General features: G+C 39.6%; 19 protein-coding genes. 7 read left to right on the forward strand and 12 right to left on the reverse strand.

Going from position 1 to position 18,470, the window contains the following annotated elements; translation table 11 throughout:
* Positions 1-163 precede the first annotated feature (163 nt).
* The 3 genes from sfsA to G322_RS0110435 all read right to left on the reverse strand — a co-directional run bounded on the left by sfsA (position 164) and on the right by G322_RS0110435 (position 4,397).
* Complete coding sequence (gene sfsA / locus G322_RS20500) at positions 164-859, reverse strand: DNA/RNA nuclease SfsA (RefSeq protein WP_022941728.1); 696 nt, start codon at positions 857-859, stop codon at positions 164-166.
* Positions 860-896: 37 nt separating this feature from the next.
* Positions 897-1,142, reverse strand: coding sequence for a fibronectin type III domain-containing protein (locus G322_RS0110420; RefSeq protein WP_022941729.1), 246 nt, complete (start codon positions 1,140-1,142; stop codon positions 897-899).
* A 573-nt stretch (positions 1,143-1,715) separates the two neighbouring features.
* Positions 1,716-4,397: a bifunctional acetate--CoA ligase family protein/GNAT family N-acetyltransferase gene (locus G322_RS0110435; RefSeq protein WP_022941732.1), complete on the reverse strand. Its 2,682-nt coding sequence runs from the start codon at positions 4,395-4,397 to the stop codon at positions 1,716-1,718.
* A gap of 189 nt (positions 4,398-4,586) precedes the next feature.
* Here G322_RS0110435 and G322_RS0110440 point away from each other — a divergent pair, with 189 nt between their 5' ends.
* Positions 4,587-5,942 carry an MATE family efflux transporter gene (locus G322_RS0110440; RefSeq protein ID WP_022941733.1) on the forward strand — a complete coding sequence of 452 codons (1,356 nt, stop codon included), beginning with the start codon at positions 4,587-4,589 and terminating at the stop codon, positions 5,940-5,942.
* A 67-nt stretch (positions 5,943-6,009) separates the two neighbouring features.
* Positions 6,010-6,804: a hypothetical protein gene (locus tag G322_RS0110445; protein WP_022941734.1), complete on the forward strand. Its 795-nt coding sequence runs from the start codon at positions 6,010-6,012 to the stop codon at positions 6,802-6,804.
* 95 nt (positions 6,805-6,899) lie between these two features.
* Here G322_RS0110445 and G322_RS0110450 read toward each other — a convergent pair whose 3' ends face one another.
* Entirely contained in the window at positions 6,900-7,721 is an 822-nt protein-coding gene (locus G322_RS0110450) for a GGDEF domain-containing protein (protein WP_022941735.1), read from the reverse strand.
* 129 nt (positions 7,722-7,850) lie between these two features.
* On the opposite strand from G322_RS0110450, the gene G322_RS0110455 reads away from it, so the two are divergent.
* On the forward strand, positions 7,851-8,783 hold the full coding sequence (locus G322_RS0110455; protein ID WP_022941736.1) for a VanZ family protein: 933 nt from the start codon (positions 7,851-7,853) through the stop codon (positions 8,781-8,783).
* Here the strand turns inward: G322_RS0110455 and G322_RS0110460 are convergent.
* The 4 genes from G322_RS0110460 to G322_RS23365 all read right to left on the reverse strand — a co-directional run bounded on the left by G322_RS0110460 (position 8,772) and on the right by G322_RS23365 (position 10,707).
* Positions 8,772-9,944, reverse strand: coding sequence for an MFS transporter (locus G322_RS0110460; RefSeq protein ID WP_022941737.1), 1,173 nt, complete (start codon positions 9,942-9,944; stop codon positions 8,772-8,774). The genes G322_RS0110455 and G322_RS0110460 overlap by 12 nt on opposite strands.
* Positions 9,945-10,022: 78 nt before the next feature.
* On the reverse strand, positions 10,023-10,256 hold the full coding sequence (locus G322_RS0110465) for a type 1 periplasmic-binding domain-containing protein (RefSeq protein ID WP_022941738.1): 234 nt from the start codon (positions 10,254-10,256) through the stop codon (positions 10,023-10,025).
* 179 nt (positions 10,257-10,435) lie between these two features.
* The gene (locus G322_RS24540) at positions 10,436-10,564 is read right to left on the reverse strand and encodes a hypothetical protein (RefSeq protein ID WP_281166519.1); all 129 of its coding nucleotides are present in this window, start codon (positions 10,562-10,564) and stop codon (positions 10,436-10,438) included.
* A complete protein-coding gene (locus G322_RS23365; protein WP_022941739.1) occupies positions 10,561-10,707 on the reverse strand; it encodes a hypothetical protein in 147 nt (48 codons plus the stop codon). Before G322_RS23365 ends, G322_RS24540 begins: the two co-directional genes overlap by 4 nt.
* A 514-nt stretch (positions 10,708-11,221) precedes the next feature.
* On the opposite strand from G322_RS23365, the gene G322_RS0110480 reads away from it, so the two are divergent.
* Genes G322_RS0110480 through G322_RS0110490 form a run of 3 tightly spaced genes read left to right on the forward strand, consistent with a single transcriptional unit; the run spans position 11,222 to position 13,817 of the window.
* On the forward strand, positions 11,222-11,884 hold the full coding sequence (locus G322_RS0110480) for a regulatory protein RecX (protein ID WP_022941740.1): 663 nt from the start codon (positions 11,222-11,224) through the stop codon (positions 11,882-11,884).
* Between the two features lie 11 nt (positions 11,885-11,895).
* The gene (gene radA, locus G322_RS0110485) at positions 11,896-13,305 is read left to right on the forward strand and encodes a DNA repair protein RadA (RefSeq protein ID WP_022941741.1); all 1,410 of its coding nucleotides are present in this window, start codon (positions 11,896-11,898) and stop codon (positions 13,303-13,305) included.
* Positions 13,305-13,817 carry a methyltransferase domain-containing protein gene (locus tag G322_RS0110490; protein WP_022941742.1) on the forward strand — a complete coding sequence of 171 codons (513 nt, stop codon included), beginning with the start codon at positions 13,305-13,307 and terminating at the stop codon, positions 13,815-13,817. Before radA ends, G322_RS0110490 begins: the two co-directional genes overlap by 1 nt.
* Positions 13,818-13,919: 102 nt before the next feature.
* Here the strand turns inward: G322_RS0110490 and G322_RS0110495 are convergent, their stop codons facing one another.
* The 3 genes from G322_RS0110495 to G322_RS0110505 form a co-directional block, all read right to left on the reverse strand.
* A complete protein-coding gene (locus G322_RS0110495) occupies positions 13,920-14,561 on the reverse strand; it encodes an SRPBCC family protein (RefSeq protein ID WP_022941743.1) in 642 nt (213 codons plus the stop codon).
* 65 nt (positions 14,562-14,626) lie between these two features.
* Positions 14,627-15,289, reverse strand: coding sequence for an alpha/beta hydrolase (locus G322_RS0110500; protein ID WP_022941744.1), 663 nt, complete (start codon positions 15,287-15,289; stop codon positions 14,627-14,629).
* Between the two features lie 89 nt (positions 15,290-15,378).
* The gene (locus tag G322_RS0110505; RefSeq protein WP_022941745.1) at positions 15,379-16,020 is read right to left on the reverse strand and encodes a LysE family translocator; all 642 of its coding nucleotides are present in this window, start codon (positions 16,018-16,020) and stop codon (positions 15,379-15,381) included.
* A gap of 105 nt (positions 16,021-16,125) precedes the next feature.
* On the opposite strand from G322_RS0110505, the gene G322_RS0110510 reads away from it, so the two are divergent.
* Positions 16,126-17,052: a LysR family transcriptional regulator gene (locus tag G322_RS0110510; protein ID WP_022941746.1), complete on the forward strand. Its 927-nt coding sequence runs from the start codon at positions 16,126-16,128 to the stop codon at positions 17,050-17,052.
* Between the two features lie 152 nt (positions 17,053-17,204).
* Here the strand turns inward: G322_RS0110510 and G322_RS0110515 are convergent, their stop codons facing one another.
* Positions 17,205-18,206, reverse strand: a complete 1,002-nt coding sequence (locus G322_RS0110515) for an alpha/beta fold hydrolase (protein WP_245542307.1) — start codon at positions 18,204-18,206, stop codon at positions 17,205-17,207.
* Between the last annotated feature and the right edge of the window lie 264 nt (positions 18,207-18,470).

Here is an 18,470-nt window from a genome sequence, read left to right on the forward strand (position 1 = left end):
GGTGTCATAGAGAAAAGTGCTTTTGTGATTAGATTAAGCTTACTTACAAATAATTTAGTCTTCATTGCGAGTACCTTTAATCAGTTAAGTCTTATTTATAAGTATAGACAACAATTAGCTACAACAGAGCCTATTTTTTACATTTCCCCACAAATCTGCTGAGCTAAACTGTTGTATTAATCAGTGTTTCAGGAACGAAATCGGGATAATAACAGAGAACTTCAACACCGGCCTGCTTTGCCTGTGCAAACAATTGCGCATACTTTTTATCAATATGTGCAGCGGGTTTGACCGCTTTAATGCCCGTATGTAATACCGCAAACAGTAAGACACTGCGATAACCTTGTTGCTTCATCTCAATCAATTCACGCAGATGTTTTTGGCCTCGGAGCGTGACGGCATCAGGGAAAAAACCTTGTCCCTCAGAAAATTCCTCCTGTAATAACGTACAACTTTTCACTTCAACATAACAATCCACTTTGTCTTGCGCACTAAGCAAAAAATCGATACGGCTATTCTCACTGCCATATTTCACTTCCGCTTGAATATTTTCATATCCTGCTAATTCAGAAATATCACTCTTTTGCAGTGCCTCTGCGACTAGCTGGTTGGCTTTAGCGGTATTGACGCAGATCCAATGTCCCGCTTGGGTTAATGTCAGCTCCCAACTGTGTGCATATTTCCTTTTTAAATTGTCACTGGTGCTGTAATAAATGGTATCGCCCGTTTCAGCACAACCCGTCATCGCCCCCGTATTTGCACAATAAATAGTTTTGTCACTGCCGTCTGCAAAGACAACATCAGCAAGAAAACGTTTATAGCGTTTGATTAAGGTGGCTTTTTGTAAGTGAGTAAACATAATGAATTAGTATAATAAATCGGTGTTCATGGATATCTCACTTTGCATTAGTGGCTAGCATTGACGGTATAGACAGACAAACAGTATCGCGGCCCATTTGGTTAAAACTACTAATTCGACAACAGTAAGTTTGCTCTGCTTCAAGGGATTTATCTCTATAAGAGAAGCTATTTTTAGCAACCGTAGTAATAACAACAAAATTATCCTCGCCTGCAATACTACGCTCTATTTTAAAACCATCCTCATTATCAATACCTTCGCCATTATGTAGCCATTTTTTCATGGTGAATCCTACCAAGTATAGGAACTATCAATAACGCTTGATCTATTTTAATTACTTGTCTATTTTCCGTAAGTATTTTAAATGCCTCTTTAGCGTAACGAAGTGAGCAGTGTCGTGCTGTTAGATCTAAAATACTACCGCCTTTAGAGTCACTTCGCATAGCCTGTGACAGGTTAACCATAAACAGTGAATAGATATAACCTTATTTAACATTAACTTAACCTGTGTCATTTCTACATTGAGGACGACATCTTTATTATCTACATTTTTTGAACCTGATGGTCTCCCTGGGCTTTTTTAGCTTCAACCTTGCTCTTTTCATCATTCTTATTTTTTGAAGTATTCTTCACTTGCAACATTTTCTCTATCAAAATAGGCTAAGATTTACGACTTTTAACATCGATCAGTGATAAAGTTTAAAAAGCAATTCCAGGAATAGGTCGAGAGTAGATTGAATAAAAGAAACGGCCAATCCCAAATGTTTTTTTACCCACCTTGGTGACTGTTGTTGCATCACCCACCAGTAAAATCATAGAGTTAAAATCAAGACCAAAATGCTTGGTAATAGCCCAATTACAATGTCAGTGACATATTAATCACCCCCTCTTCAATATCACGAGAAACCTCAAAACCCAGTTTTTTAGCCAGGTTTGCCATGCCCACATTAGAGAGCATGGTCATGCCCGTTAAATAAGTAGTACCTTTGTTTTTTTGATAGCGAATGAGTTTATCAAGCAGGATTTTACCTAGCCCTAGTCCTTGCAAGTCTGAGCGTACTATCATGGCAAACTCTGCATCAATGTTGTCAGAATCAATCGAAGCTCGGACCACCGCTAAGGTCTCCTGCTCACCCGACTCATCGAGTCGTACAGCAATAAACGCCATCTCACGTTCATAATCGATTTGGGTAAGGATCGCCATCTCCTCATGGGTCATTTTACCACGCTGTGAAAAATAACGTTTGTAACGATCTTCTTCTGTTAATGCGGCATCAAACACTTGATGACGCGCTTCATCTTCCGCAGTAATAGGACGTACTAAGATTGTTTGTCCATTTTTAAGCAACATAGTTTCTTCTAACTGCTTTGGATAAGGGCTAATAGCAAATTGTCCAAAATACCCCTCTGTTGCCAGTGCAAGATGAATTTGGCTATCTAAAATAGTCACTTGATCACCAATGACTAATACAGGGTTTAGATCCAGATCTTTAATTTCAGGGTTATCCAATAACAGCTGTGAAATACGCGTTAACATCAAACACACCGCATCCATATCAAAGTCTTGGGCCGCACGTTTTATCTTGATTTTTTTATCTTTGATCCCTTGAATCATTAAATAGCGCGCTAACGCCATATTTAAAGGAGGCAATGCAACCACTGCATTTTCTAACGTTGTCTGTAAATCACGCGCGTCACTCTCCTGTGAAATAGCGATAATAGGACCAAAAATAGGATCTTGTTTAATCATTACACGTAGCTCTAAACCGATGCCACTGGCGACCATTTTTTGCAGTGTAAACCCGGTTAAACGCGCATCAGGCAACATACTTTTTACCCGTTTATTGATTGCGTTTAAGCCTAAAAACAACTCTTGTTGATTATTGATATTCAGCATCACCCCATGCACTTGTGATTTATATTCAATATCGGGCGAGTTAATTTTCACCGCCAGTGGAAAACCTATCTTTTTAGCTTGTTGTAACGCTTGCTCCTCATTCTCTGCAACCTCTGTTTCGATGGTATTGAGATGATAAGCATTCAGTAATGGTGTGGCTAAATAGGTATCTAGCTTGGTTGTTAATGTCTCTGGGTGTACGATTTTTTTAATATAATCATTGGCATACTCGCTATCATAAACCAGATTTTCAGGTAACGTGGTGGGCGTTTCTAACAACAGTTTTTTATTACGACGATATTGTACTAGATGCATAAATGCAGTGACCGCCCCTTTAGGTGTTCTGAAGGTTGGAATTTTTGCCTTCGCGAACATCTGCCTTGCAGGTTTTGCCGCATCTTCCCCCGTCCAGTTAGTTAAAATATTCACCTGTTTACGTTTCGGGTGTTTCGCTATTACATCGATAATGGCTTGCGCGCTGTTTTCGCTGTCTGAAAGTGCAGAGGGCGAGTGCATAATTAAAATCGCATCTACTTGGTCACTGTCCATCAAGTGAGTTAATGCCGTGGCATAACGTTTGGGATCGGCATCGCCGATCATATCAATGGGGTTATTACGCGACCAATTTTTCGGTAAACAGCTATCTAATTTTGCTAATAAAGGCGCATCTAGTTCTGCTAAGCGCCCTCCTTCACTGACCAAATTATCCACCGCTAAAATGCCTAATCCACCACCGTTAGTGATAATCGCTAAACGCTCACCATGCAGATAATTAGAATAGGCTAAGGTTTCCACCGCAGCAAACAGTTCGTGCAAGTCATGCACACGCAACATACCTGCACGTTTAATGGCAGCATCATAAACACTGTCATGACCAAATTTCCCTTTACTGTGTAAAGCGGCTGCTTTTGCGCCAAGCAGTGAGCTACCCGATTTAATCACTAACACTGATTTATGCTGTGCGATCGCACGTGCAGCTGATAAAAACTCACGCGCATCGGCGATGCTATCAATGTACAGAAGAATAGAGTGCGTTTTACTGTCACGGGCAAGGTAATCTAATAACTCTGCAAAAGAGATATCTTGTGCGTCACCCAGTGAGATAAACGCAGAAAAACCGATCTGTTTGCTGTTTGCCCAATCCAGTACCGTGGTGCACACAGCCGCAGATTGTGAAACAAAAGCGATATTGCCTTTTAGCGCACTGCAATGTGCAAGGCTGGCATTAACCTGCGTATAGGGGTTGATAATGCCTAAACTACTCATCCCAAGCAGACGAATACTCAGTTTTTTAGCCAATGCATACACCTGCTCAGCCACTTTTTCATCACTTGTTGTGGTCACCACAATCACAGATTTACAGCCTTTTTTCGCCAACGCAATTAAAATGTCTGCAAGTCGAAATTCATTAGTGCAGATAACCGCAAGCTCAGGAGTAATCGGAAGATCACTAATGGTTTTGTAAGCTAACACGCCATGCACCGATCTGTATTTGGGGGAAACCGGCATGATTGGGCCATTAAAGCCTTCAGCAAGTAGATTATTCATCACTAAATACCCAGCACGATGAGGTAAAACTGACGCGCCAATGACCGCGATAGATTTAGGATTAAAGAAGTGTTTAAGTGTTTGTAACCCCATAATAAATTTCCCCTTAACAATAATTTTATTGAGTTTACTCGGGCAGTGACATCTTGCTTAACTTTTTTATAAATATATGTGTTTGATCGTGCCTATTTTTTACTTAAAAAATCTAAGAAGTCCATTGCAGCACTACCTTGATAGGAATAGACTGATCTTTTGCTTTCATTATTATCAATTGGAGTTTTTGTGCCTTATTCTCACGCCTATTATCAAGAGCTTAGTAAAATACTTAAACTAAGTGCCCCACTTTTTATTGCCCAATTTGCGCAAACTGCAATGGGCTTTGTTGATACTGTCATGGCGGGGGGCGTTAGCGCTAATGATATGGCTGCGGTTTCTATTGCAGCCAGTATTTGGCTACCCTGTATTCTATTTGGCGTGGGTGTGTTAATGGCGTTAATTCCATTAATTGCACAAGCCCACGGTGCAAATAAATTAGATGAGATCCCCAAAACAGGCCAACAGGGGTTATACCTTGCGTTGTTACTTTCCATTCCCATTATTGTTGTACTTTATAACGCAGGCAGCCTTGTGAATATGATGGCGATTGAACCTGACTTAAAACGTATTACTACACACTACCTCTATGCGGTATTACCCGCGGTACCTGCCTTTTTATTGTTTCAAGCGTTGCGCAATTATGTAGAAGGATTGTCACTAACTAAACCCGCGATGGTGATCGGTTTCACCGGTTTATTAGTTAATATCCCCCTAAATTATATCTTTGTTTATGGCCAATTTGGCATACCCGCAATGGGTGGTGTCGGCTGTGGGGTTGCAACCACACTGGTTTATTGGTTTATGTTAGCAGCACTCACTTTCTACGTTTTTATCAGTAAAAAGTTACACCCATTTCCACTGTTTAAAGCGTTTTCAAAACCACAACTTAAGCCACTGTTCTCTATTGCAAAATTGGGACTTCCTGTTGCTATCGCGATGTTTTTTGAGATTACCATTTTTGCAGGTATCGCTGTTTTAGTGGCGCCATTAGGCGCATTGGTGGTGGCTTCTCATCAAATCGCCATGAATTTTTCAAGTATGGTATTTATGCTACCAATGAGCATCGCCAGTGCGGTAAGTATCCGCGTTGGTTTTAACTTAGGTCAGAACAATAACCAAGGTGCTAAAATTGCCACCTATTCAGGCTTAGTCGTAGGTTTAGGACTTTCTATGATCACCGCACTATTAACGATTATCTTTAAAGAAGATATCGCACTGCTCTATACCGATAACCCAGAGGTGATTCAACTGGCGATCACACTGATGTTTTTTGCGGCACTTTATCAATGTGTAGATGCAATTCAAGTTGTAGCTGCTGGTGCGTTGCGTGGTTATAAAGAGATGACCGCTATTTTCACACGTACCTTTATCGCTTATTGGATCGTCGGTTTACCACTGGGTTACCTGCTTGCCATGACCGATTTAGTTATCGAGCCATTAGGTGCAAAAGGATTTTGGATAGGTATTTCTGTGGGTTTAACCGTGGCAGCGATTTTATTAGGGCAACGGTTATTTGTCATACAAAAAAAGTTAAACACATAGTGGTTCACAACAACCTCACTGACAATAAGCTATTATTTTTCACCTGATTTTATTTGAGAAGGACCTCATGTTTAATTTTTTTAAAACAAAACCACTGCTCACGGACGATGATGCACGATGGATATTTAATACCTTTAACTGGGCTATGGAACACTTTGATAGCGAAGAATTTTTCCAGCGCACGCTATTAATTCAGCCCAGTGACCAATTTTTCCCAGGTAATATTGATAGTCACCAAGCGATGGCAAGCACCGTATTTACTGCCACACTCAAATATACAGGGCTTACGCACTGGCCAATGCAACTAGTACACCCAGCAAACGTTGAGAGTCAACCACCGCCTTTTCTAAATTTTCATTTTAGCGCAGGTATAAAGCGTGATTCATCACAGCAGGGGCTACCCGCCCTTATCAGTGAATTTCCGTTGACCATCACCTATAACCTTAATCAAACATTGAAACCAGAAGATCTCAGTGCCAGTTTTGCACACTATATTAGCCAACACTTAGTTGCACAATCGCAGTTAGTACCGTTAGGAGGAAAGCAATACTTCGCAGAAGCCACCGAAATTTTAACCGTATTGATGGGGTTTGGCATTTTAATGGCAAACTCAGCGTATACTTTTAGAGGCAGTTGTGGGCGCTGTTATAACGCAGACGCAAATCGCCACGCAAGTTTATCAGAAGATAAAATGGTGTTTGCATTGGCACTGTTTTGCCGTTTAAAAGGGATAAAAAGTAAAGAGGCGACCAAGCACTTGAAAAAATATCTGCGTGGCTATTTTAAACAAGCAATGAAACAGATTAAAAATCATCCTGAGCAGTTACAAGCACTGTTCATGCACAACACATTAAATAAATGATCACAGAATAGACTCAGAAGTATTGCTTTAGCTGTACAAAGGCGAAACTAACGTTTCACTTCCATCAGTGATCAGCAATAAAAACACCTTTGGTATTACGCTGAGACTTGATTTCGTCCATTCTCTTTCGCAATATATAAATTTTCATCCGCTTTTATAAACAATGTATCGGTCGATTGATCATTGTCGAGATAATTGGCCACACCAAAACTACAGGTTACATCTTTTGCTAAAAAGAAAGCATCATTAATATCAGCTTCATCGTTAACTATTTTAGATTTAGGCAGATCAAATGCCGTCACTTGATTGAGTCCATAATTGCCTATCTGTAGGCGCTCTTCAATCACTAAACGTAGCCGTTCTGCCACCAAAGTTGCCTCTTTTAACCCCGTTTCGGGCAGAAGAATCAGAAACTCTTCTCCACCATAACGATAAGCAAAATCAGAGGGACGCAGTGTTTCTAATAACAACACACCAAATAACGCTAAGGTATCATCACCAGCAGAGTGTCCAAAATTATCATTGATCTCCTTAAATTTATCTAAATCACACATGATCAATGAAAAATCAGCAAGCTCTCCCAGATAAACCTCGCCTTCAAGACTTACTAGTTTGCGTTTTAAAAACTCTTTTTTCTTGAGACCGGTTAAATAATCAAGGGAAAGGTTATTAATTTCATTGAGGTTTTGGCTGGCTAAATCTAAACGGCCATCGGCGAGGTGCTGATTATGAGAATCAACAAACGCATAATTCATAATATCACGATAAAAAAGTGCACACTGTGACTCACAGGTCGTACGTGATGCATCTTCTGAACTGGGGGTTTTGATAAAATCTAATAACGAAAAAAAGGCATCAGAAAAACGAAAACCTGTATCAAGCTCAATCATCTCCCCTTGTTGATTTAAAACGTCCATAAAATTCCTGTAAAACGAAATAGTCATTCAATAATATTACGATACTTTCTAAAAATCATTATTGATTTACCATTGCATTGTGATGCGAGGCTGTTTATTCTGCCATGCCTTTCATTATTGATGCAAATTATGTTAAAAAAAATAGCACTAACAGCAATAAGTTGCCTATTAATAACACTGCTGTTTATTGATGTTCCAGATGTTATCCCTTTACGTTTGATGTTAACGCTGTGGTCAATCGGCCATATTGTGGTGTTTTCCTTTTTAGGTGGACTACTGCTGATATTTTATCCAAAGCTCAAACACGCTTCTCTCTTTTACCAGTTTACATTCCTAACAATCAGCTCATTGATAGCGGGAATCAGTATTGAACTAATACAACCTTTTTTTTCTCGTACCGCACAGCTTGAAGATATCTTTTTTAACTATATTGGTACACTCGCCATTTTAATATACCGAGGTAATTTTTCACATTTTAAAAAGTGGAAACTAACTTTGCAAGCACTCTGTACTGCTCTTTTATTTTACTTAATGCACCCCACTTTTTTAACCGCATATGATGAATACAGGTTAATAAGAGACTTTCCTATTTTAACGAATTATTACAATGAAACAACACTTACCCGCTGGAAGACTGATGGCACGTTAACGCTTCTAAAGCAGAATAAAAAGAATAAAAACATGATGCAGGCTACTTTTATTAGCCAACCTGCAAGCCGTGTTGTATTGCGTTATTTTAATGGTAACTGGCAACCTGACGCACAAGGTTATCAGCAACTCGTCTTGCGTTTTTTTAACCCTCATGAAAAAACATTACCTTTGCGTATTATTATTACCGATAAGCACTATGACAAATCTCATTCAGGTAGCAAATATCGTTTTGCAATAACAGTGCAACTAAGCAGAGGTTGGTCAACACACCACATTAAATTAACTGATATTGAGCAAAAACCGCAAGCGCGCAATATCGACTTAACACAAATAGCAGGCATTGATTTTTATATGTATAAACTAAAAACAGCCGTCACACTTTATATTGATGAGATTAAATTAATTAAGTGATTTTTCTCTTTTCCAAAAATAGATAGCACCAATCACTACCAACAACATAGGAAAACTGATTAATAATAGAGTTTGCCAACCAAATTGATAGAGGATCCAGCCCGAAGAGAGAGATGCAACCGCTTGTACACTAAAGACACAAAACTCATTTAACGCTTGTACTTTAAAACGTTCATTCGCTTGATAACTTTGTGGTAACAATGCTGTTCCGCTCACAAAAAGAAAGTTCCAGCCAATGCCTAACAAAATCAATGCACACCAATAATGTAATAAGCTACGATCGACTAACGCGATGATAAGGCATAAAGCAAAGGCGAATAACCCCATCATCATCATTTTTGCAGCACCATAACGAGTGATTAAAAAACCACTAAAAAATGAAGGTAAAAACATCGCCATGATGTGGCTTTGAATGACCCATTTAGTCTCATTTAAACTATAACCATCATGGATATGCATACTCATCGGTGTTGCTGTCATAATAAAACTCATCAGTGCATAACCAATAGTAGCGGCAAGTAATGCCACCCAAAATATGGGTTGTTGGATAATTTGTGACAGTTTACGCCCTGAAGATGGTGTTATTTTCTCTTGAATGTGATTCGGTCGATATAAAAACAACAGTAACATGGCAAAAAAATAGAGCACCGCTAATGCTAAATAAGCCCCTGCAAAAGGCTGAGACAACGTATCCCTACTCAATAAAGCTAACTCAGGGCCGATAATCGCAGCAGCCAATCCACCCAATAATACTTTAGCCGCTGCATTGGCCATTTGATCAGGTGCGACACTCTCCATCGCGGCAAAACGATATTGTTGTACAAACGCAAGCCCGACACCTAACATAAAAGTCCCAAAACAAAAGAGCCAGAAAGCACTCTGGCTAATTGCATAACTGGCAACAAGTGCACCAAAAATACTTTTATTAGCACCGACAATAAATATCTTTTTGCGCCCAAAACGTTGCATCAACAGCGTGACAGGAATAACCGCAACAGCCGTCCCAACAACCATTAACGCAAGAGGAAGTGTCGCAAGATTTGCAGAGGGAGCTAAGTCATTACCAATGATACCACCAGTAAAAACAACAATGGATGCAGCAGACATCGCTAAGGCACCAACAATCATTAATAACCAAACATTAAAGGGAAGCTTTTGCATATTAGAATCAAACTTTTACAGGGAAAACTAAGATCTTAACACAAGGTTAAGAGTAACAATCACAACAATACGTTTTTCTTAGGGTAAGTTAAGTTTCTTTTTTACATTTTCCGAAGATATATTTTTCCGATTAACAAAGATAATCCCAGTATCATTTTTTGCTTTTATACGTTTTCCTTGTATCACGTAGTAAACAGAAAATACCCCTTGATAGCCCATAGAAAAAGGGGTTTTCACCACAAAAACATCTATGTTCTGAGTCATTAATGCTTTAATCATGAATTCACTGGAATCAAAACTGATATGAATCATTTCTCCCATAAAAACTTAAAATGCTTTTTCCCGTGCAGAGCCAACCGTTACATCGAGTGATTCATCAATCACTATCTCAAGTCCCGCTTTTAATACCTTCTGAGTAAATCCAGCCTCTCACTCAGAGGTGGTACTTACCTCTTTATCATATCTAAATATGGCAATTTCCCCTTGGTCTTTTAGCGCTTTTTATTAGCTAATCGTCCTGCTGGGAAATTATCTTTTTTGAAAACAGATAGGCGCTCACCACCGATATCTCGGTCAATAAATACCGTTAAAATCCCTCTCTGTTTTAACTCTGTAATCAAAGGTTTTCGCTCTGCACCAATACCAATCCTAGACAGCCCTTTTCAATAACATGATTTATTAATAATCGCTCTATAGCAATATTAGATTCATTATTTGTGCCCATTACATAAACAGTGATTCCAAGCTCTTGTCCTGCTTGCATCCCGCCTCTTTGACCTCAGCCCAAAAACCTTTACCACCACCAGCAGTAACAACACCAATACATTCTGCTTGTACGTAATGAGTTATCAATATAAAGATAAAAAAAAACAGATGATAATAGTACACGTTTTATTTTCATCGCTTCCTCTATATTCATGGTACCTCAAGATGCAAAGTCAGCAAGGAAAATTGTGCCAAAATACTAGGCATAAAGTTGAAGCCTAGTTATTCTAAGTCGAAACTTCATAACGACGTAGATTGGTACAAGTTGCATTGCCCTACGGGGCTCAAGCTCGAAAACCAGACCTGCGTTGCAGTCATCGAAAAGTGAATAACAATTGCCTCATACTACGTCTTGCTCTGATTGTCGAGCTTGTGCCTGACAAAGCATATTGAGGTAACATGAGTATATGCTAGTTGCTTATTCAGTTAGTTTATTAATTTTCTGTTATGCTTCAATTTTAAGTAAATATATAAATGATATGCCAACTTTCCAATAAAATGATGATGAACAGATGTCTTTCAACAAACCGATAAAACCAGCCACCGATATTAATGGCGTGAAACGTTCTGCCTTTTGGCATTTAGGCAGACGTGATCACAGTGAACATGAACTGCGTAATAAACTTGCGCGTAAAACGGATAATCAAACATGGATTGATGCCGTTATCAGTGAATGTTATGAATACGCTTACCTTGATGATGATCGTTTTATTTGCAGTTTTCTGCGGTGTGCACAAAATAAAGGTTATGGCATTAAACGTATTCAACGTGATTTGCAACTCAAAGGCATTAGCAACCAACAGTGTGAAATCCATTTCCAGACAGATAAATTTGATTACATTAACAGTGCGACACAACTGCTACACAAACGTTATCAAGAGCGCATTGAAAATGCCCATTTAAAACAAAAAGTGATGGTTTTTTTGCAAAATAAAGGCCACTGTTTTGAACATATCTTTATTGCCATTGAAAATCATAATGAACACTTTCCCATCGAAGATTATGATGCAGTGGCTGATGCGTTTATGCTGTTAAATAAAAAATTTAGCGTTCAAATAGATGGAAAAAAAACACAAGATAAAGCAAAACGTTTTTTAATCTCGCGTGGTTACTCGTTTAACGAGTGTCAAAATGCAATTAAACAATTTAATGAACAGATAGAAGACCTGAATTAAAGAGAGAAATCATGGCTAAAGCAAAAACAAAAATCGCCTATGTATGCAGTGATTGTGGCGCTGATTTTACCAAATGGCAGGGGCAATGTAGTGAATGTAAAGCATGGAATACCATTACCGAATTTCGTGAAGCATCTAGCACCAGTAAATCAGTAAACGCAGCCTTTAAACGCAATAACCAAGGGGGTTATACGGGGGCAAACACAGGTGTGCAACGTATTAGTGACGTACAAGTTGAAAACGCTGCGCGTATTAGCACTGGGCTTTCTGAGCTTGACAGAGTATTGGGTGGTGGTATTACCCTTGGCTCGGTGGTACTTATCAGTGGCGATCCGGGCTCCGGTAAAACGACCCTACTCACCAAAGTAGCAGAGGTAATGTCACAAAATATGAATACCCTGTATGTGACTGCGGAAGAGAGTTTAAGCCAGTGGGCAAAACGCGCCATTGAGCGCTTAAAACTCAACTTTAATGACGCTAATTTTATGCTCTCTGATACTGACAGTATTGAAGAGATTGTCGATCAGTGCCTTGAAAACAATATTAAATTTGTTATTGCTGATTCCATTCAAGCGTTTGAGTCAAATTCAGTGGATGGCACTGCAGGAGGGGTCACACAAGTAAAAACCTGTGCCAAAATATTAAACCGCTTATGTAAACAGCATGGCATCACCCTTATTTTAGTCGGACAAGTTAATAAAAACTCACAAATGGCCGGCCCACAAACACTCAAACATATCATCGACACGGCCATTCACATTGAAGTCAACGATGCATCAGTGCGTATTTTACGCGCCGATAAAAACCGTTTTGGTGACACTGAGCAAGTGGGCATTTTTCAGATGACCGAATTTGGCATGCGCTCTGTTGATAATCCTAGTCGTCTATTTTTATCAGGCAGTGAAGAGCATTTTGAAGGCTCTGCTATTTCAGTAATCAAAGATGGATCACGTAACCTTTTAATTGAGATCCAAGCGCTTGCCACCGAGGTCGAGGGTGAAAAATCGATTCGTAACTGTATAGGTGTTTCCTATAGTCGTTTATCACTCATTACCGCCGTGCTAAAAAAACACGGTGGCATTCCCACCTATTACGATATTAATATCAGTTTAGTCGGTGGTCTTAAAATGGCGGATTCTGAAACGTCAACGGACATGGCCGTTACCGCTGCGCTACTAAGCTCAATCAACTCCAAACCACTGCCTGAAGATTCTGTTTTTATTGGCGAAGTTGCACTAACAGGCGAACTTCGCCAAGTAGCACAAATCGTCCCACGTGTGCGCGAAGCGCTTAGTCATGGCAAAAAACAGATTTTCATTCCCGCGGTGGCTTATCATAAATCTATGTTGCAGTTTGTGAAAGCAGGGCAAATCATTCATCCCCTCAAAAATATCAAAGCATTAATTGAGGCACTAAACTGATGCCTCATTCTCCACTATTACCACAATTTAAAACCCTGTTTAAAGCTCAAGGAAAACCAATACTTGATCTGGCTTGTGGCAGTGGCCGTAACGGTTTATATCTTCATCAACAAGGTTTTCCTGTGCAGTTTTTAGATAAAAACAGTATTGCACTGAATCAATTACAAACAGAGCAACAGATTAAAAAACACAACTGTACAGAAGTTGATCTTGAAACAAACGAGCAGGTTTTAAACGCGAGTAGTTACCAAGCAATTTTAGTCTTTCGTTATCTGCATCGGCCATTAATGACGCAGATAAAAGCTGCGGTTGAGCCCGGCGGATTTGTTATCTATGAAACTTTCACCACCGAGAACAGACAATTTGGCAGACCCAATAGAGACGCTTTTTTATTACAGCCTAACGAGCTAAAAGAGATGTTTTATGGCTGGGAATGTTTGCACTATTTCGAGGGGATTAAACATAACCCCGATCGCGCCATTGCGCAGATAGTGTGTCAGAAACCACAATGAAGCATGAGATTCCTACCTCTTAAAAATGGGCCTATTCACCTCAACACTAACTGAATTGTACATTTTCAATAATAACGGGGACAAAGCAGTGAATAAAAACCCTTAATATGGATATTGCGCTAATGAGGCATGCTCAATGAGTGTTTGCAATTTTTTCAAGTCAACTTCAGTACTCTCAATTAATTCACTATTGAAGATAAAAGCAGGAACGATACCGGCGGGATCAAGCCACGCTTTATAATTAACCTCGACTAATGAAGCCGTTATTTTTTTTATCGTCCAACGTGATTCAACGTGGGACAAACGCACATACCGATCATCGAGAGGCACGCGATCAGTGCATGAAAAAATCTTAATGGTGGTGATGTTTTCTGCAAATAAAGTATCCACACAAGTGATCAGTTCGCGATTTTGAAATGGCCATGGGCTATTGATAATGGTGCGCAATAGATATTGGTGATTATTATAAACGGCCAATACTTTTAAACTGTCCACCCGTTGCAACCATTGCGATGTTTTATCGATATCGGATAACACTCTAAAGACCAACGCGCTGGATTGGTGAGTAAAAAAAGTAGCCTCAACTTGCTTGAAACTACTTTGCTTGTATTGATTCAATGTAACGTCAATATTTAGCGTTGATTGTGACTCTTGTTGTTCCTGATGCACAATGACACAACCAGAAAGTAACTGTAAAGAAACTAACAAAAAACAGGTGGGTAATATTTTAAAATAAGAGTTCATCAATAAAGCTTAGCATAATAGGCAGAGGTTATAGAGATCCCATCTGCTATGTTATCCGTTAATATTTAGCACTGTAAACGTGCTTGTAACCATTGTGAAATGTCGGCAATCTGTTTTTCACAAACACTGTGCGCCATTGTATATAACTGATAGCTTGGCTGAAATCCAATGTTAATTAACGCTTGTTGAGCTTGTTCTCCTAATTGTGGCGCAACAACAGGATCTTGACTACCGTGCATAATACAGATATTAAGCTGCTTATTGCTGTCGTTTATCTGGATGGATGCTTTAGTGGCAAAATAGGTCGACATCGCCAGTAAACCCGCTAATGGTTGCGCATAAGTTAATGCGGCTTGATAAGCAACCGCCCCACCCTGAGAAAATCCAGCAAGAATAATGCGATTAGCATTAATACCCCGTTCAATTTCACGATCAATGAGTGCTTGAACCGCGATTGCTGAAATCGTTAACTGTTTAATGTCGACTTTGCGTTCAATGCTCATATCCAAAATATCGTACCATGCTGGCATCACCATACCACCATTAATAGTGACCGGTATCGAGGGTGAATGTGGGAAGACAAAACGAATAGCCAGCGCTTTGGGTAACTTTAATTCCGCTACAATAGATTCAAAATCATGGCCATCGGCCCCCAAACCATGTAACCAAATAACGGAAGCGGTTGCCTCATTTTGGGGTTCAACTTCAACGCAAGGTAAGTAGTTCATAAATAGTTTCTTATATATAGAGAGTGATATTCAAATAAGGATCAACTATATCACTGTTTTTGTTGCGCATAAATGCAAGCGCATTCATTTTATCCCCCCGCCATAAAACTCAAATTAACAGCAAATAAAATCAGCAGAATACCCGCCCCTTTATCTATTTTTTGTTTATGTTTATTAAAGCGCGGTAACAAGCTGGGCTGCGAAAGTAATAAGGCAACACAACCAAACCAAATGAGATGCGCTAGCACGATAATTAACCCATAACCTATTTGCATGATTAACGGGGTCTGCAAAGAAACCACTTGGGTAAAGATACTGATAAAGAAGATCGGCGCTTTAGGGTTTAATATATTGCTAATAAAACCTAAACGTAATGCACCAAAATGTGAGATTGGTGTAACGTCGACTCCTTGATCATTGTTTAATAATGCACGCGTGGTTAATAACTGCCAAGCGATAACCATAAGATAAGCGGCACCAGCATATTTAATGATTGAAAATAACCACTCAGAGTTGGCAATCACCACCGCCAGCCCTGCAATGGAGTAACTCGCGTGAATACAAATCGACAAACACACGCCTAATGTTGTGTATAATCCTGCTAAACGTCCATTACGAATACTGGTACGTGTCACCATCACAAAATCGACACCGGGGATCACCGCCATCAAAATAGCGATGCTCGTCACTGCAATAATTTCTGCCATAAACGTATTAATTAATAACACCATGCCTACTTCTCCCTATTATTAAAATAACGACTCTTTCATAGGTATACATTATGATTTATGAGATATTTAAAACAATACACTCATTTGTAATAGGACTTATGCCCAATGAACACAAATAAAATTATTCCTCTACTTGCTGATATGGCTGTTTTTGTGACTGTTGTAGAGCAAGGAAACTTCAGTAAAGCAGCCAAACAATTAGGGGTCACACCTTCAGCGGTAAGTAGACAGATCAGTCGATTAGAAGATGCATTAGGTATCAAGTTATTACAGCGTACTACGCGACAGTTGGCGTTAACTGAATCAGGACAAGTGACTTTTACTTCTTGTAAACAGATGGTGGAAGCAGCAGAGCAAGCGGTAAGTGCAAGCACCTCAACGACATCAACAGTGAGTGGTTTATTAAGAATTGCGGCGCCAAAATCACTTGCAAATCACGTATTACGTCCCCTCTTTGTGCAATTTTTAAAAATGTATCCTGATATTCAGTTGCACCTAAAAGTAACCGATAAGTTGTTAGATCCTATCCACGATGCAATTGATTTTTTAATCCATATTAATGATCTCCCCATCGAATCACTGGTCAATATTAAGCTCGGCAGAGTCGGACAAGTATTGTGTGCCAGCCCTGAATATTTACAAACACACCCTGCACCTTTGCATCCTGATGATTTAAAAAATCACGCTTGTATCTGTTTAGGCGAGAATGCCACCGATAATCGCTGGCAATTTATTAATAACAACCAACACACCACAGTGCAAGTGAGTGGCCCCTATTTAGTCAACCACAGTGAGATGCGACGAGATGCCATAAAGCAAGGTTTTGGCATTGGTTCATTGCCCGATTATATTGCCAAACAAGCGATTGAAGCAGGACAGTTAATTGCCTTATTAACGGATTGGAAACCGCAAGGCAACTACCATGGAAATGTCTGCCTGCAATTTGTACAAACAAAATATATGCCAAATAAAAATCGGGTATTCATTGATTTTATTAAACAAAAATTGCTAGAAAAACAAAATACATCGTAAACTTTAGACCCTGTGTGTCGCAGGTATCTTTGTTTATGGATCTTTAGCCGTGCTAATGATTTTGGTTAATAGCAATTCACTTGGCAACTGCATTACTCACTTTTAGTAAGAGCGAACAAGGTAGTTTTAGAACAAGGCCAAACTGATAAAGGTTAATTTACCTGATTAATAGTGCGAGTTATCCATAAACCCATAAACTGAGAGGCTTTTAAAATAATAGAAAAGTGATTCTCTCCCTCAACTATTTTTATCTCCTTCTGCGTGTTTATAGCGCTATTTTTTTGTGCAAAAAGAGTCACTTTTACGGGGTCAAACGCTTCATCTTTCTCTCCAATCCACAACCCAAACTGCTGTAATGCAGAGAATTGCGTATCAGGCGAATAAGGGGTGACGGCTTTTGACATATTGACGGTGTTAAAGGGGACAATTTCTGGATTTTTTTCTAAAATTCGCTTTGGAAAATTGAATTTTACCGCTTTTGCATGGCCTAAAAATAACCCTCCACTCATGGTATTTATCACAAAGTCTGAAACATTTACGCTCGAAAACGTATATCCGCCATTTTTATCTTGATCGTGACTGGTTTCAGAGCGGAATCCAAAATAGGGGGCGAGAAACAGATAACCATCAATAGCGGCGCGTTGCTCCCAACTTGAATAATTAAGCGCCAGACCCGCTCCTCCTGAATGCCCGCCAATAAAGAGAGGAAGAGAGGGATACTGCACACGGACATGCTTAACGATAGCATTAATATCAGACCAAACTTGTTCATCACTCGGGGCATCACCTCGCGCGCCGCCAGAGCTTCCATGCCCTCTTAAATCTGGCATATACACCGCTATTTCAAAGTCATCGCGTAAGCCAGCACCTATATGGTTATAGGAAAGTCCACTATGCGCACCCGCACCGTGGTAAAAAATTAAAATGGCTTGAGCGTGTCGCGGCAGATAAGCACGGAAGGCTAAAGAGGTCTCATCACTTGCTTGTAAATACTGCACAGGCATCAGCTCTTTTTTCTGTGCATTTTTTATCTCTTTCAATGAAAAGAACGGCTCTTGTGGCGGAGTCGATTGCTCTGCATGTGATTTATTGATTTGAACCAATAGCAGGAAAACCACCATCAAGCTCGGTAAAACAGAACGTAATATCATCATTATTCCTTTAATTAATTGTAATAAACTGTTTTTTAACGATTACTATCCTCAACATTAGCGCAACGCATCCAACATGACATTTTAATGCGTTGCTCTATACCCATGATACTTCGAGATGCAAAGTCAGCAAGGCAAATTGTGCCGAGATACTAGGCATAAAATTGAAGCCTAGTCATTCTAAGTCGAAATTTCATAACGACGTAGATTGGTACAAGTTGCCTTGCCCTACGGGGCGCAAGCTCGAAAATCAGCCCTACGTTACAA

Source organism: Psychromonas hadalis ATCC BAA-638 (assembly GCF_000420245.1).
Classification (GTDB): domain Bacteria; phylum Pseudomonadota; class Gammaproteobacteria; order Enterobacterales; family Psychromonadaceae; genus Psychromonas; species Psychromonas hadalis.

What these genes read in the sequence shown, in the direction of transcription:
- sfsA (WP_022941728.1), bottom strand. Translation starts at nt 859, where the DNA reads ATGTTTACTCACTTACAAAAAGCCACCTTAATCAAACGCTATAAACGT.
- G322_RS0110420 (WP_022941729.1), bottom strand. Translation starts at nt 1,142, where the DNA reads ATGAAAAAATGGCTACATAATGGCGAAGGTATTGATAATGAGGATGGT.
- G322_RS0110435 (WP_022941732.1), bottom strand. Translation starts at nt 4,397, where the DNA reads ATGGGGTTACAAACACTTAAACACTTCTTTAATCCTAAATCTATCGCG.
- G322_RS0110445 (WP_022941734.1), top strand. Translation starts at nt 6,010, where the DNA reads ATGTTTAATTTTTTTAAAACAAAACCACTGCTCACGGACGATGATGCA.
- G322_RS0110450 (WP_022941735.1), bottom strand. Translation starts at nt 7,721, where the DNA reads ATGGACGTTTTAAATCAACAAGGGGAGATGATTGAGCTTGATACAGGT.
- G322_RS0110455 (WP_022941736.1), top strand. Translation starts at nt 7,851, where the DNA reads ATGTTAAAAAAAATAGCACTAACAGCAATAAGTTGCCTATTAATAACA.
- G322_RS0110460 (WP_022941737.1), bottom strand. Translation starts at nt 9,944, where the DNA reads ATGCAAAAGCTTCCCTTTAATGTTTGGTTATTAATGATTGTTGGTGCC.
- G322_RS0110465 (WP_022941738.1), bottom strand. Translation starts at nt 10,256, where the DNA reads ATGATTCATATCAGTTTTGATTCCAGTGAATTCATGATTAAAGCATTA.
- G322_RS23365 (WP_022941739.1), bottom strand. Translation starts at nt 10,707, where the DNA reads ATGCAAGCAGGACAAGAGCTTGGAATCACTGTTTATGTAATGGGCACA.
- G322_RS0110480 (WP_022941740.1), top strand. Translation starts at nt 11,222, where the DNA reads ATGTCTTTCAACAAACCGATAAAACCAGCCACCGATATTAATGGCGTG.
- radA (WP_022941741.1), top strand. Translation starts at nt 11,896, where the DNA reads ATGGCTAAAGCAAAAACAAAAATCGCCTATGTATGCAGTGATTGTGGC.
- G322_RS0110490 (WP_022941742.1), top strand. Translation starts at nt 13,305, where the DNA reads ATGCCTCATTCTCCACTATTACCACAATTTAAAACCCTGTTTAAAGCT.
- G322_RS0110495 (WP_022941743.1), bottom strand. Translation starts at nt 14,561, where the DNA reads ATGAACTCTTATTTTAAAATATTACCCACCTGTTTTTTGTTAGTTTCT.
- G322_RS0110500 (WP_022941744.1), bottom strand. Translation starts at nt 15,289, where the DNA reads ATGAACTACTTACCTTGCGTTGAAGTTGAACCCCAAAATGAGGCAACC.
- G322_RS0110505 (WP_022941745.1), bottom strand. Translation starts at nt 16,020, where the DNA reads ATGGTGTTATTAATTAATACGTTTATGGCAGAAATTATTGCAGTGACG.
- G322_RS0110510 (WP_022941746.1), top strand. Translation starts at nt 16,126, where the DNA reads ATGAACACAAATAAAATTATTCCTCTACTTGCTGATATGGCTGTTTTT.
- G322_RS0110515 (WP_245542307.1), bottom strand. Translation starts at nt 18,206, where the DNA reads ATGATGATATTACGTTCTGTTTTACCGAGCTTGATGGTGGTTTTCCTG.